Source organism: Paucibacter sp. XJ19-41 (assembly GCF_028462495.1).
GTDB lineage: Bacteria > Pseudomonadota > Gammaproteobacteria > Burkholderiales > Burkholderiaceae_C > Roseateles_E.
Genome location: NZ_JAQOWX010000048.1, coordinates 25,872 through 40,085, shown reverse-complemented (window position 1 = coordinate 40,085; position 14,214 = coordinate 25,872). Strand labels below are relative to the sequence as shown.

Sequence of the window (14,214 nt, the reverse complement as noted above, 5' to 3'; positions counted from 1 at the left end):
CGCGCGCCGGCATAGGCCGGCAGCTGCGCCTGGGCCTGCTCGAACAGCGCCAGCGCCGGCTCGTAGCGCCCCTGCTCCCAGGCCTGCCAGCCGCGCAGCGCGCTGGCCAGCCCCCAGGCGCCAGGCGCCAGATCGGCCGGCACCGCGCGCTCGTAGCGGCTCAGGCCCTGCTCCATCAAGGCGGCCGTGCGGGTGCGCTGGGCGGCCGTCAGCCCGTCGACCCGCAGCCGCACAAAAGCCGAGACCGCATCGATATAGGCCAGCTCGGGCAGCCAGCGCTGCAGCGACCAGGCGGCCGGCTCACCGGGCTGAGTCGCCATCTGCACCCAACCACCGGGGCCGCCCTGCTGCGGCTGCAGCTTCAGCCATTCGCCGCGCGCCTCGCTGACCCAAAAGGCCAGCGCCTGGTGGGGCGAGAACTCGATGGCACGGCCGGCAGCGCCGCGCTCGGGTCGGGGCCGCAAGACCATGGCCTGGCGGAAATCGCGATCCACCTGGGCCAGCTCGGCCCGGCTGATGCGGCGCGGCGCAAAGGCGATGGCCTGGGTCGGCAGGCTGCCGCGCAACTCCAGCGGCCCGTTCTTGAACCACAGCTGTTCAACCCCGCCACTCCCGCCCCCCCCGCCTTCACTGCCCTGGCGCACAAAGCGCAGATAGCTCTGCAGATAGAACTCGCCGGCCTGCTCGAACAAGCGGCCCCAGACCAGCACCGCCCCCTGGCCCGGCCGCAGCGCGCCCGACGCACCGACTCGGGTGATGCGGCCGATGATCACATCGACATCGCAGACCTCGCCCGGCTCGGCCCACAGATGCTTGGCGCCTATCGAGGGGTACTTCAGCAGACCCATCAGCACTTCCAGATGGACCAGCGCGGCGATCTGGCGGCTGGCCAGCTGCAGCTCGGGCGCCGGTGGGCGGCCATCGCGGGTCTCGGCGTGATACGGCAGGACCAGGGCATTCAGCGCCGCGCCCGGGAACACCGAGGCATAGCTGCAGGGCTCCATGCCGGCCGCGCGCGCGGGGCCGGCCAGTACCGCCAGCAGGCTCATCAGGACGTAAAAAAGAAAGCGGCGCATCATGGCTTGGCCTCCTCGTCGCAGGGCTTGGCACTCGCTCGCAGGCGCAGCAGGCCTGTCTTCGGATAGGCCGCGTCGGCCTTGGCCTCGCTGATCGCGCGCCCGGCCGATGTCAGCACAAAGGCGCGCAGGCCTTCCAGCTCGCTCTTGGTCCGCCCCTCCAGCGGCCGTTTGGCCAGGGCGGCCAGCAGCACATCGGCGCGGCACAGATTGCGATGCGCCGTGTCAAAGCTGCGCTCGCGCAGCAGCTTGAAGCCGAAGGCGCTGGCGACAAAGGCATCGATATCGCTGGAGCGCGCCACCAGCTGGACCGGGTCCCGGATCGGCGCGGCGCCCGGCTCGGGGTAGCTCAGGCGCTGCAAGGCGCCGGCGGCCGCCTCGTTCTGGTTGGCCGCCTGGCGCAGCGGCACCAGCAGATAGCTCAGCTGCGCGCTGGGCTGGCTCGTACCACCGGGCCCGGGTTCGCTGGACAGCTGGCCCCAGACCTCCAGCAGCACCCGCCGCGTGTGCAGGCCGTCGACCAGGCGCGGGTTGTGCTCGCGCCCGTCCAGTGCCGGTGCGCGGCCCGGGCAGGCGACGAAGCGCACCGGCGTGTCGGGCAGATTGATCCAGCGGGCATTGCGGTTCTGGTCGAGCTCGAACTGCAGGCGTTCCAGATAGCTCTTCAGCTCGGCCGGCTTCAGCAGCTCGCCGCTCGGCTCGCTGAGCAGGACCGTGAAGCTGCCGGCCTGGGGCTCGCAATCGATGATGACGGCCTGGGCCGCACCGGTGCCCACAGCCAGAAGCCAGCTCAACCAGTGTTTCCTCATCGGGATCTCCTTCACTCGTCCAGCATCGCCAGCGCCGCGTCGACCGATTTCAGCAGCCGCGGATAGACCTCGCCCGCCCCCTCGGGCTTGACACGCACCAGGGCCTCGAAGCCGGCGGGCCGACCGGCCAGCGCCGCCTCGACCAGGCCGCGATAGCGCCGCAGCGCCGGCCGGGCCTTGCCGCAGCCGTGCTGGCCCAGCATCAGCACGACCTTTTCCTGCGCCTGCCACTCATACTGCTGGCGCAGGCCCAGCACCCGGGGCAAGGCCGCGCAGACCAGCTCCGGCTCGCGCAGCGCCAGCACATTCAGGCCTTCGGCCGCCGCCGCGCCACCCATGCCGCTCTGGCGCAGATGGCTCATCAGCCCCGGCAGCGCCGGCTCGCCATAAGAGGCCAGCAAGGTGGCGGCGCTGCCGAGCTCGGCCTCGCTGCCCTTGCCGCCGAGCTGTATCAGCAAGCCCTGCATCTCCTTGGTGTAGGAGAGGTCGAGCTGGCGCTGCTTGATCGCCAGGTCCACCGAGTCCTTCAGCGCAAAGCCCAGCACCAGCACGACCGCCGCCGCCACCAGCTTGGGCAACTCGGCGCCCATCCAGGCGGCGGCGCGGGCCAGCACTGACCGGGTTTCCGATGGGGCCGCTGCCGGCGCTGGCTGGGCCTGCAGCAGTTGCTCGATGCGCGCCAGCCGTTCTTCCACCGTGCCGCTCATGCCTGGGCTCCGCTTGTCGCGATGCCGCAGTCTGGAGCGGCCGCGCCCGGGCGTCAAACCCTAGAACGCCACACAAAGGGGCGGCCCATCCCATCTTGGTGCAGCCGGATTGCATACAGTTTTAATAAAGCCTTGTATGCAGCGCAGAACCGACGCGCCCGGCATCTCCCCGGTTGATGGCATGGAGATTGCTCCGTAGAGTGGATCGCCGGGTCGGCAAGACCTGGCCCTTCCCTATCCATCGCAAGATTCACGGAGACATCCCGATGCTGACAACAAGCACCCGCCGCCACTGGTTGGCCGCCGCCACGCTGGCCGCCCTCGGCGCTTTCGCCACTGCCGCCCAGGCCCAGACCACGCCGCTCAAGTTCCAGCTCGACTGGCGCTTCGAAGGCCCGTCGGCGCTGTTCCTGCAACCGATTGCCAAGGGTTTGTTCAAGGCCGCCGGCCTCGATGTGACGCTGGACGCCGGTAACGGCTCCGGTGGCGCAGTGACCCGGGTGGCCTCGGGCTCCTATGACCTGGGCTTTGCCGACCTGGCCGCGCTGATGGAGTTCCATGCCAACAATCCCGATGCGCCGAACAAGCCGGTCGCGGTGATGATGGTCTACAACAACACGCCAGCCGCGGTGCTGACGCTGAAGAAGTCCGGCATCCGCAGCGTCGGGCAGCTGAGCGGCAAGAAGCTCGGCGCCCCGGTGTTCGACGCCGGCCGCAAGGGCTTCCCCATCTTTGCCCAGGCCAACAAGATCAGCAATGTGGCCTGGACCAGCATGGACCCGCCGCTGCGCGAGACCATGCTGGTGCGCGGGGACATCGATGCGATCACCGGCTTCTCCTTCACCTCGCTGCTGAACCTGGAAGCGCGCGGCATCAAGGCCGCCGATGTGCAGATCTTTCCCTATGCCGAGCACGGCGTGAAGCTCTACGGCAACGCCATCATCGCCAGCCCCAAGCTGCTCAAGGAGAAGCCCGAAGTCGTCAAGGCCTTCCTGCTGGCCTTCGCCAAGGGCGCCAAGGAGGTGATGGCCAATCCGGATGCCTCGATTGCCTATGTGAAGCAGCGCGACGGCATCATCAACGAGGCGCTGGAGAAGCGCCGCCTGCGCCTGGCCATCGACGCGGTGATCGCCAGCCCCGATGCGCGCGCCGAGGGCTTCGGGCAAGTCCTGGCCCCGCGTCTGGCCCTGATGGCCAGCCAGATCTCGGACGCCTATGGCACCAAGACCCGCGTCGTGCCGGAGGCGGTGTGGAATGGCGCCTTCCTGCCCAGCAAGGCCGAGCTGGATGTCTTGCCGCCCAAGCGCTGAGGCGGGCTCATCATGGACAACTTCGTCGACTTCCGGCGGGTCTGGCTCGCCTACAACGATGAGCTCTGGGAACAGGGCAAGTTCGCGGTCGAGGACATCTCGCTGACGCTCAGGCGTGGCGAGTTCGCGGCCATCGTCGGGCCCTCGGGCTGCGGCAAGAGCACCTTCATGAAGCTGGCCACCGGGCTGAAGAAGCCCAGCCGCGGCGAGATCCATGTGGACGGCCAGCCGGTCAACGGCCCGCTGAAGATCAGCGGCATGGCCTTCCAGGCAGCCTCGCTGCTGCCCTGGCGCACGACCTTGCAGAACGTGATGCTGCCGCTGGAGATCGTCGAGCCGCACCGCAGCCAGCTGCGCGCCAGGAAGGCCGAGTACATCGAACGCGCCCGCGCGCTGCTGGCCAGCGTCGGCCTGTCGGGCTATGAGGACAAATTCCCCTGGCAGCTCTCCGGCGGCATGCAGCAGCGCGCCAGCATCTGCCGCGCGCTGATCCACGAACCCCAGCTCCTCTTGCTGGACGAGCCCTTCGGCGCGCTCGACGCCTTCACCCGTGAGGAGCTGTGGTGCGCGCTGCGCGATCTGCAGGCGGCCAAGGGCTTCAATGTGATCCTGGTGACGCACGATCTGCGCGAGAGCGTGTTCCTGGCCGACACCGTCTATGTGATGAGCAAAAGCCCGGGACGGCTGCTGCACCGTCGCGATATCGAGCTGCCGCGCCCGCGCGAGCTGGAGCTGACCTACCCACCGGCCTTCACCGAAATCGTCCATGAGCTGCGCGGCCATATTGGCGCGCTCAGGAAGAGCGGCGCGGAGGTGGCGCAATGACGACCAGGAAGAAACCCCATCTGCTGTTCCAGCGCTATGCCTCGTCCCTGCTGCTGCTGGTCATCCTCTTGCTGTGGCAGCTGATCTGCAGCGCGCTGCAGGTCTCGGAGTTCATCTTCCCCAGCCCCTGGGCGATCGCCCAGGCCCTGGCCGACTATCACCAGGTCATCCTCGGCCACGCCTGGCGCACCTTCTGGGTGACCCTGGCGGGCTTCGGCATCGCCATCGTCGTCGGCGTGCTCTTGGGCTTTCTGATGGGCAGCTCGCAGCTGGCCTACAAGGCCATGTACCCGCTGATGACCGGCTTCAACGCGCTGCCCAAGGCGGCCTTCGTGCCGATTCTGGTGGTGTGGTTCGGCATCGGCGTCGGCCCCGCGATCCTGACCGCCTTCCTGATCAGCTTCTTCCCCATCATGGTCAATATCGCCACCGGCCTGGCCACCCTGGAGCCCGAGCTGGAGGATGTGCTGCGGGTGCTGGGGGCCAAGCGCTGGGATGTGCTGGTCAAGGTAGGGCTGCCGCGCTCGATGCCCTATTTTTTCGCCGCGCTGAAGGTCGCGATCACGCTGGCCTTTGTCGGCACCACGGTGTCCGAGATGACCGCCGCCAACGAGGGCATCGGCTATCTGCTGATCTCGGCCGGCGCCTCGATGCAGATGGGCCTGGCCTTTGCCGGCCTGGTCGTCGTCGGCGCGATGGCGATGCTGATGTACGAGCTGTTCGCGGTGCTGGAGCGCCGCCTGACCGGCNGGCCTGGCCTTTGCCGGCCTGGTCGTCGTCGGCGCGATGGCGATGCTGATGTACGAGCTGTTCGCGGTGCTGGAGCGCCGCCTGACCGGCTGGGCCCACCGTAGCGACAACCACTGAATTCCCAACCTGAATCGAGGAGCTTCTAGAGTGAACGACAACAAGAAACTGCATCTGCTGGCCGCGGCCACCCTGCTGCTGGCGACCGGTCTGGCCCAGGCCCAGGTCAGGCTGTATGGCCTGCTCGATATGAGCGTCGGCGCGGCCAAGGCGCCGGGCGGCCAGTCCATCAAGGGGGTCGACAGCGGCAAGATGACGACCAGCTATTTCGGCCTCTCGGGCAGCGAAGACCTGGGGGGCGGCCTGACGGCCTCGTTCACGCTGGACAGCTTTCTGCGCGCCGACGTCGGCAACAACGGCCGCTTCAACGGCGACAACTTCTGGGCCCGCAATGCCTGGGTGGCGCTGAGCAGCAAGGAGCTGGGCATGGTGCGCCTGGGCCGCAACACCACGCCGCTGTTCGTGCAGACCCTGGCCTTCAATGCCTTCGGCGACTCCTTCGGCTACTCGCCCAGCATCCGCCAGTACTTCAGTGCCGGCGCCACGGTCAGCGGCACCACGGCCACCGGCGACACCGGCTGGAGCGACTCGGTGCTCTATCTGAGCCCCAAGTTCGGCGGCTTCAGTGCCGGGGCCTTTGTCGCGGCCGGCGAAGGCGCGGGCGGCAGGAACTTCGGCTTCAACGCCAACTACGGCGGCGGGCCATTCGCTGCCGGCTTCACTTACCAGAACGTCAAGAAGGACGGCGCCGCCCCGCTGGCCGACACCAAGACCTGGCAAGCCGCCGCGTCCTATGACTTCGGCGCGGCCAAGCTGTTCGGCCAGTACGGCAAGGTCGACAACACGACGACGGGCCGCGACTACAAGATCGCCGGCATCGGCGCCGCCGTGCCTATCGGCGACGGCAAGCTGCTGGCCCAGTACGGCCATCTGGGCGCCTCGGTCGGCCCGGACCGCAAGACCTTCAGCTTCGGCTACGACCACTTTGTCTCCAAGCGCACCGATGTCTATGCGGTGGCGATGAGCGACAAGCTCGACGGCCTGTCGGGCGGCAGCAGCTACTCGGTCGGCATCCGTCACCGCTTCTGATCTCGCTCGCGCCGCGCCCTTTTCTCTCTTGCTAAGCTGCCGCCCATGGCATGGCATGGACATCTGAAGCTGGACTACCGGCGCGACGAGCAGGGGCGCACCACGGCCCTCGATAAACACCACGGTCCGCTGCGTGTGCTGCAGCGGCTCTATCCCGAGGGCCCGGGCGTTTGCCACCATGTGCTGGTGCATCCGCCCGGCGGCATCGTCGGCGGCGACCGGCTCGAGATCGAGATCGATCTGCAGACCGCCAGCCATGCGCTGCTGACCACGCCGGGCGCCACCCGCTACTACCGCAGCGCCGGCGAGCTGGCCAGCCAGCGCCTGCGCGCCCGGGTCGCCGAGGGCGCGCGGCTGGAATGGCTGCCGCTGGAGACCCTGATCTACGACGGCGCGCTGGCGGAGAACCGCATGGTGTTCGAGCTGGCGCCGGGTGCCGAGATGCTGGGCTGGGATGTGCTGGCGCTGGGCCTACCGGCCGCCGGCCTGCCCTTCGCGCGCGGCCACTACACCCAACACCTGGAGCTGCCCGGCCGCTGGCTGGAGCGCGGCCGCCTCGCGGCCGATGACCATGGCCTGCTGGACTCGCCGCTGGGCCTGGCCGGCCACAAGGTGATGGCCAGCCTGTGGTTTGCCGCGGGCCAGGTCTTGCCCAACGCCCGCCGCGAGGCCCTGCTGGAGACCGCTCGCGAACTCTGCGCGGCCGACGGCTTGCGCGCCACGGCCGGCTGCACCGCCCCCGAGCCGGGCGTGGTGGTGCTGCGCGTGCTGGCGCCCAAGGTCGAGCCGGCGATGGCCTTCCTGGCGCGGGTCTGGGCGGCCTGGCGCAGCCAGGCCTGGGGCCTGCAGCCCTGCCCGCCGCGGGTCTGGCGCACCTGAACAAAGCGCTTGCCGGCCAGCACCCAAGCGCGGAAGATGCCCAGCATCCGCCGCCTTGATCGGGGCTTTGGGCGACGGTGAAGCACGGATGATTCAGCCCTGTCACAAGAGCCGTCCGGCTCGACCCAAGGGAGCGCTTCATGCAGGTTCTGAAGAATATGAGCATCGCCGCCAAACTCTCGGCGGCCTTTGCCATCATGCTGGGGCTGTTGGCCATCCTGGCCTTGTTCTCGTTCTCGCGGCTGCAACTGGTGCAAGCCGAGTCGCGCACCATCAGCGGCAACTGGCTGCCCTCGGTCCAGGCCATCAATGGCCTGAGCGCCGATATCGTCGAGTTCCGCATCGGCCTGATCGTCAATCTGAACGCCACCGATGCCGCGCAATCGGCCTCCTCGGCCAAGTCGATGGAGGACGCAACCGCTGCCGCGCAGAAAAGCATGGCCGCCTATGACAAGCTGATCAGCAGCGATGCCGAGCGGCGCGAGTACGAGCGCTTTGCCGGGCTCTGGAGCAAGTATCAGGAGATGGCGAAGCGGGTGGTCAGCTCGGTGCGCGATGGTCAGATCGATGACGCCCGCAAGCTCGCCGGCGGCGAAGCGCGCCAGACCTTCACCGAGGCCAGCACCTTGCTGCGCCAGCTGGTCGAGCTGAACAACAAGGGTGCCGATGCCTCGGCCGCCCATGGCGAGGATGTCTACCGCTCGGCCGCGCTGTGGCTGCTGATCGTCAGCCTGATCGCCGGCGGCCTGGCCATCGTGATGGCGCTGACCCTGATCCGTGCGATCACCCGGCCGCTGGCCCAGGCCGTCAGCGCGGCCGACCGGGTGGCCGGAGGCGACCTGAGCCAGCCCATTCGTTTCGAGGGCAAGGACGAGACCGCGCGGCTGCTGGAGGCGATGCAGCGCATGCAGCACAGCCTGGCCGGCACGGTGGCCAGCGTGCGCGAGGGCGCCGAGTCGGTGTCCACCGCCAGCGCCCAGATCGCCCAGGGCAATGCCGACCTGTCGGCCCGTACCGAGGAGCAGGCCTCCTCGCTGGAGCAAACCTCGGCGACGATGGAAGAGCTCAGCGCCACCGTCCGGCAGAACGCCGACAGCGCCCAGCAGGCCAACCAGCTGGCCCAGAGCGCCAGCGAGGTGGCACGCAGCGGCGGCCAGGTGGTCGGCGAGGTGGTCACGACGATGCGCGGCATCGAGGACAGCTCCAAGCGCATCTCCGACATCATCTCCACCATCGACGGGATCGCCTTCCAGACCAATATCCTGGCCTTGAACGCGGCCGTCGAGGCGGCCCGCGCCGGCGAGCAGGGCCGCGGCTTCGCGGTCGTGGCCTCCGAGGTGCGCAGCCTGGCCCAGCGCAGCGCCGACGCGGCCAAGGAGATCAAGAGCCTGATCAACGACTCGGTCGAACGGGTGCAAAGCGGCACCCAGCTGGTCGACCGGGCCGGCCAGACCATGCAGGACATCGTCAACTCGGTGCAGCGGGTGGCCGATATCGTCGGCGAGATCAGCAGCGCCAGCGTCGAGCAGAGCGCCGGCATCGCCCAGGTCGGAGAGGCGGTGACCCAGCTGGACCGGGCCACCCAGCAGAACGCGGCCCTGGTCGAGGAAAGCGCAGCCGCCAGCGAGAGCCTCAAGCACCAGGCGGTGCGGCTGCTGGAGTCGGTGGCCAGCTTCAAGCTTGACGGCCATCAAGCCCGCGCTCGCCCGGTCGCCGCACCGGCCCCCAAGGCCCCGGCCCACAAGCCTGCCGCTTTCAAATCGGCAACCCCCCGCCCGGCGGCCAAGCCGGTGGCCCCTCGCAAACCCCAGCCCGCGGCCGCCGCCGATGGCGACTGGAGCAGCTTCTGAAACGGCTGCTTCACCGATAGCGCCCAGGCTGCATGAACGGCAGGCAAGCCTGCCCTCACGCCCGGCCCTGCGCTACCCGCGCTGACCCCTTTGTTTCCACACCGCAGCCCTACGCCGGATTCGTCCGGTGTCCCGGGCGGTGTCTGCAGCGCTTTTGCCCCATGGCCTCCCGGTCATGGGGCTTTTTTGCTGGCGCTCAGATCGAGACGCGCTCGCGCACGCCGTCGCGCTGCATATCCTCGCCGCGCCCGCGAGCGACGAACTCGCCGCGCTCCATCACCAGGGACTGGTCGGCCAGTTCCTCGGCGACGTCGTAGTACTGCTCGACCAGGATCACCGCCATGCGCTGCTTCTTGCCAGCGATTTCCAGACCTTCATCGGCCAGCTGGCGCAGCACGCGACCGATGTCCTTGATGATGCTGGGCTGGATGCCTTCGGTGGGCTCATCGAGGATGATGAGCTTGGGCCCGGCCGCCAGCGCGCGGGCAATCGCCAGCTGCTGCTGCTGACCGCCGGAGAGGTCGCCGCCGCGCCGGTTGATCATGGCCTTCAGCACCGGGAACAGTTCGAACAACTGCGGCGGGATCGGCGTGCCGCCGCTCTTGTAGGCCAGGCCCATGCGCAGATTGTCCTCGACCGTCAACCGGCCGAAGATCTCGCGGCCCTGCGGCACATAGCCGATGCCGCGCCGCACGCGCTCGTAGGATGTCAGCTTGGCGATGTCCTGCCCGTCCAGGCTCAACCCGCCGCTCTTGATCGGCACCACGCCCATCAGGCTCTTCAGCAGGGTGGTCTTGCCGACGCCGTTGCGCCCGAGGATGACCGTGATCTCGCCGAGCTTGGCCTCGAAGCTGAGGCCGCGCAGGATGTGGGAGCCGCCGTAGGCCTGGTGGATGTTGTCGACTTTCAGCATGTGGGCTGCCCTGCTTTGTCTGCATTTGCGACGGGCTGTGCAGGCCGACGCCAGCGGGTATCCGGCTGGCTCCGTGTCCCCCGGGCCTGCGGCCCTCCTCCTTTACCTGCGCCATCCAGACACCCACTGCCATCGTCCCCGAAGCACTGAGGTCTGCGCAAAGTCATCGAGGCAGTGCACGATGCCGGGCGAGCGGTAGTGGGTGCTCGTCGGCCGCAGGTAAAGGAGGAGGGCCGAAGGCCCGGGGGAGTGAGTCCGGACACAAACAGTCCAGTGGACTGTTTGCGCCTGACGAACGCCAGGGCGCATGCGCCCTGGCACGAAGGCCGGCGAGTACCCGCTGGCGATCGACCAGCGAACGCGATCAAATACCTAGCGCCCAAGATAGACCTCCACCACCTTCTCATTCGCCTGCACCTCGGACAACAAGCCCTCGGCAAGCACCGAGCCCTCGTGCAGCACCGTGACCTTCTTCTTGCCCTCGGTCAGCTGGTCGACGAACTTCATATCGTGTTCGACCACCACCAGCGAGTGTTGCCCCTCCAACGAGAGAAAGAGCTCGGCGGTGCGTTCGGTCTCCTCGTCGGTCATGCCGGCCACCGGCTCGTCGAGCAGCAGCAGTTTCGGGTCCTGCATCAGCAGCATGCCGATCTCCAGCCACTGCTTCTGACCATGCGACAAGAGCCCGGCCTGGCGTTGCGCTTCGGGCAGCAGATGGATCAGCTGCAGGATCTCGGCGATGCGGTCCAGCTGCGCGCCCGAAAGCCGTGCGAACAGGCTGGCGCGGGCGCGGCGGTCGGCGCTGAGAGCCAGCTCCAGGTTTTCGAACACGCTCAGCTGCTCGTAGACGGTCGGCTTCTGGAACTTGCGGCCGACGCCGATCTGGGCGATCTCGTTCTCGCGCAGGCGCAAGAGATCGATGTTCTGGCCGAAGCTGACCGTGCCCTGGTCGGGCCGGGTCTTGCCGGTGATGACATCCATCATCGTGGTCTTGCCGGCGCCGTTGGGGCCGATGATGCAGCGCAGCTCGCCGACATTGATTGCCAGGCTCAGCTGATTCAAGGCCCTGAAACCATCGAAGGACACCGTGATGTCGTCCAGATACAGGGCCACGCCGTGGGCAAAGTCGGGTGTGCCGGCGGTCAGCAGGCGGCCAAACGAGGCCGAGCCGCCCGACGAGCCCGCCTGCAGCGCGGCCAGCTTGCTCTCGTGTTCGCTGCGCAGCTTGCTGCCCTCCTCCATGAGCTCGGGCGTCATGCGCGCTCTCCCTGCTTGCCTGTGAGTTTCCTGAACAGGCCGACGATGCCGTTAGGCAGGAATAGCGTCACCGCGATGAAGAGCGCGCCGAGGAAATACAGCCAGAACTCGGGGAAGGCCTGGGTGAACCAGCTCTTGGCGCCATTGACGAAGAAGGCGCCGACGATGGGGCCGATCAGCGTCGCACGGCCGCCGACCGCGGTCCAGATCGCGATCTCGATCGAGGCCGCCGCCGACATCTCGCCGGGGTTGATGATGCCGACCTGGGGCACATACAGCGCGCCGGCCACCGCGCACATCAGCGCCGACAGCACCCAGATCGCCAGCTTGTAGGCCAGCGGGTTGTAGCCGGTGAACATCACGCGGCTCTCGGCATCGCGTATGGCCTGCAGCACACGGCCGAACTTGCTCTGCACGATCCAGCGCGCCATCAGGAAGAAGGCGATCAGCACCAGGCCGGTGATGACGAACAGCACCATCCGGGTGGAAGGCTGCGCCAGCGGCACGCCGAGGATGCGCTTGAAATCGGTGAAGCCGTTGTTACCGCCGAAGCCGGTCTCGTTGCGGAAGAACAAGAGCATGGCCGCGAAGGTCAGCGCCTGCGTGATGATCGAGAAGTAGACGCCCTTGATGCGTGAGCGAAAGGCGAAGTAGCCGAATACAAAGGCCAGCAGTCCCGGCACCAGCAGCACCAGCAGCATCTGCAGCAGGAAGGAATCGCTGAGGGCCCAGTGCCAGGGCAGCGCCTTCCAGTCCAGGAAGACCATGAAGTCGGGCAGATCGCTCTGGTAGTTGCCGTCGCGGCCGATCTGGCGCATCAGATACATGCCCATGCCATAGCCGCCCAGCGCGAAGAACAGGCCGTGGCCCAGGCTCAGGATGCCGGTATAGCCCCAGATCAGGTCCATCGCCAGCGCGCAGATCGCGTAGCACATGATCTTGCCCACCAGGCCCACCGCGTAGTCGCTCATATGCAAGACATGACCCTCGGGCAGGGCCAGGTTCAACAGCGGCACGATGATGGCCACCACCAGCAGGCAGGCGGCCACGGCCAGCCAGCCGGCGGCGGACAGCAGGCCGCGTGAGGGCTGCAGCAGGGTCGTGTTCGGAGTCACAGGTGTGTTCATCATGCTTCCGCGCTCCGGCCCTTCATCGCGAACAGCCCCTGCGGCCGCTTCTGGATGAAGACGACGATGAAGACCAGCACCATGATCTTGGCCAGCACCGCACCGGCCCAGTCCTCCAGCAGCTTGTTCAGGATGCCCAGCCCCAGCGCCGCGATCACGGTGCCGGCCAGCTGGCCGACGCCGCCCAGCACCACCACCATGAAGCTGTCGACGATATAGCTCTGGCCCAGGTCCGGGCCGACATTGCCGACCTGGCTCAGCGCGCAGCCGGCCAGGCCGGCGATGCCGGCGCCCAGCGAAAAGGCGTAGGTGTCGATGCGGGCGGTGTTGACGCCCATGCAGGCGGCCATGCGGCGGTTCTGTGTGACGCCGCGCACGAACAGGCCCAGCCGCGTCTTCGCGATCAGCAGCGCCACGCCGGCCAGCACCAGCAAGGCAAAGCCGATGATGGCGATGCGGTTGTAGGGCAGGGTCAGATTGCTCATTAGCGCGAAGCCACCGGACAGCCAGGCCGGGTTCTCGACCGGCACGTTCTGCGCACCGAAGAGGCTGCGCACCGCCTGCATCAGCACCAGGCTGATGCCCCAGGTGGCCAGCAGGGTCTCCAGCGGCCGGCCGTAGAGCCAGCGGATGATGCTGCGCTCCAGCACCGCGCCGACCAGGGCCGCGACCAGGAAGGAGGCGGGGATGGCCAGCAGCACGTAGTAGTCAAACGCGCCGGGCAGATAGCTGCGGAACAGGTTCTGCACCACATAGGTCGCATAGGCGCCGATCATCATCAGCTCGCCGTGAGCCATATTGATCACGCCCATCAGCCCGTAGGTGATGGCCAGGCCCAGAGCCACCAGCAGCAGGATGGAGCCGAGGCTGACGCCGGTGAAGACCAGGCCCAGGCGCTCGCCCCAGGCCAGGCGGCCTTCCAGCTTGGCCAGGGCCTGCGACAGCGCGCTCCTGACCTCGGCGTCCGGTTCGGCCGCGATGCGCTCGATCAAGAGGCTGCGCACCGCCGGGTCGCTGGCGCCGGCCAGCTGCTGCGCGGCCTCCAGGCGCCTGGTCTTGTCGGGCGAGGCGATCACCAGGGCCGCGCGCATCAGGGACAGTTGGGTCTTGATGCCCGCGTCGCTCTCGCTGGCCAGGGCCTTGTCCAGCAGCGGCAGCTGGGACTCGTCCAGCGACTGCTTGCCCAGCTCGGCGACGGCCTCGCGGCGCGTCGCCAGCTCGGGAGAAAACAGCTTCAGCGCCGCCAGCGCGGCCTGCAGCACGCCGCGCATGCGGTTGTTGTTCGTCACATCCTCGGCGCCCTCGGGCACGGCTTCGTCGCCCTGGATGACCAGCACCTGCTCGGGCGTCAGCTTGACCGCATCGTCCAGCAGGGCCTGCACAAACGCGGCCAGGCCCGGCTCGGCACCGGCGGCCGCCGCATTGAGCGCGGCAATGCGCGCATCGGTCTCGCCGCTCGCGATGGCGCGGGCTTGTTGCGGGGTCAGGGCGTGGGCAAGAGGCACTTGGCTGGCGACAAACAGCAGCCAAGCACCTGCTCTGAGCAGGCGCTTGATCATCACGGC

13 protein-coding genes are annotated in these 14,214 nt (G+C 68.1%); 6 read left to right on the top strand and 7 right to left on the bottom strand.

The features are described 5' to 3' along the window. From PO768_RS14115 to PO768_RS14105, 3 genes are all read right to left on the bottom strand, one after another. Positions 1–1,079 (bottom strand): hypothetical protein (locus tag PO768_RS14115; protein ID WP_272646563.1); only part of this gene is annotated, 1,079 nt, incomplete at its 3' end. Beyond that, on the bottom strand, positions 1,076–1,885 hold the full coding sequence (locus tag PO768_RS14110; protein WP_137941027.1) for a hypothetical protein: 810 nt from the start codon (positions 1,883–1,885) through the stop codon (positions 1,076–1,078). The genes PO768_RS14115 and PO768_RS14110, both read right to left, overlap by 4 nt. Before the next feature lie 11 nt (positions 1,886–1,896). Further along, positions 1,897–2,592 (bottom strand): hypothetical protein, encoded by a 696-nt coding sequence (locus PO768_RS14105; protein WP_272646562.1) that lies wholly within the window; start codon positions 2,590–2,592, stop codon positions 1,897–1,899. 266 nt (positions 2,593–2,858) lie between these two features. Here PO768_RS14105 and PO768_RS14100 point away from each other — a divergent pair, with 266 nt between their 5' ends. From PO768_RS14100 to PO768_RS14070, 6 genes are all read left to right on the top strand, one after another. Beyond that, positions 2,859–3,902, top strand: a complete 1,044-nt coding sequence (locus tag PO768_RS14100; RefSeq protein WP_272646561.1) for an ABC transporter substrate-binding protein — start codon at positions 2,859–2,861, stop codon at positions 3,900–3,902. Positions 3,903–3,914: 12 nt separating this feature from the next. After that, positions 3,915–4,727, top strand: a complete 813-nt coding sequence (locus PO768_RS14095) for an ABC transporter ATP-binding protein (protein ID WP_272646560.1) — start codon at positions 3,915–3,917, stop codon at positions 4,725–4,727. Then, the gene (locus tag PO768_RS14090) at positions 4,724–5,581 is read left to right on the top strand and encodes an ABC transporter permease (protein WP_442953230.1); all 858 of its coding nucleotides are present in this window, start codon (positions 4,724–4,726) and stop codon (positions 5,579–5,581) included. Before PO768_RS14095 ends, PO768_RS14090 begins: the two co-directional genes overlap by 4 nt. Before the next feature lie 43 nt (positions 5,582–5,624). Continuing rightward, positions 5,625–6,623, top strand: a complete 999-nt coding sequence (locus PO768_RS14080; protein WP_272646559.1) for a porin — start codon at positions 5,625–5,627, stop codon at positions 6,621–6,623. 45 nt (positions 6,624–6,668) lie between these two features. Further along, positions 6,669–7,502 carry an urease accessory protein UreD gene (locus PO768_RS14075; RefSeq protein WP_272646558.1) on the top strand — a complete coding sequence of 278 codons (834 nt, stop codon included), beginning with the start codon at positions 6,669–6,671 and terminating at the stop codon, positions 7,500–7,502. Positions 7,503–7,642: 140 nt separating this feature from the next. After that, positions 7,643–9,352 (top strand): methyl-accepting chemotaxis protein, encoded by a 1,710-nt coding sequence (locus tag PO768_RS14070; RefSeq protein WP_272646557.1) that lies wholly within the window; start codon positions 7,643–7,645, stop codon positions 9,350–9,352. A 196-nt stretch (positions 9,353–9,548) separates the two neighbouring features. Here the strand turns inward: PO768_RS14070 and urtE are convergent, their stop codons facing one another. The 4 genes from urtE to urtB form a co-directional block, all read right to left on the bottom strand. Beyond that, complete coding sequence (gene urtE / locus PO768_RS14065; protein WP_272646556.1) at positions 9,549–10,265, bottom strand: urea ABC transporter ATP-binding subunit UrtE; 717 nt, start codon at positions 10,263–10,265, stop codon at positions 9,549–9,551. A gap of 372 nt (positions 10,266–10,637) precedes the next feature. Further along, positions 10,638–11,522 carry an urea ABC transporter ATP-binding protein UrtD gene (urtD, locus tag PO768_RS14060; protein WP_137941036.1) on the bottom strand — a complete coding sequence of 295 codons (885 nt, stop codon included), beginning with the start codon at positions 11,520–11,522 and terminating at the stop codon, positions 10,638–10,640. Next, positions 11,519–12,649: an urea ABC transporter permease subunit UrtC gene (gene urtC / locus PO768_RS14055; RefSeq protein ID WP_272646564.1), complete on the bottom strand. Its 1,131-nt coding sequence runs from the start codon at positions 12,647–12,649 to the stop codon at positions 11,519–11,521. The genes urtD and urtC overlap by 4 nt, the downstream gene beginning before the upstream one ends. Beyond that, positions 12,649–14,208: an urea ABC transporter permease subunit UrtB gene (gene urtB, locus PO768_RS14050; protein WP_272646555.1), complete on the bottom strand. Its 1,560-nt coding sequence runs from the start codon at positions 14,206–14,208 to the stop codon at positions 12,649–12,651. Before urtB ends, urtC begins: the two co-directional genes overlap by 1 nt. Positions 14,209–14,214 lie beyond the last annotated feature (6 nt).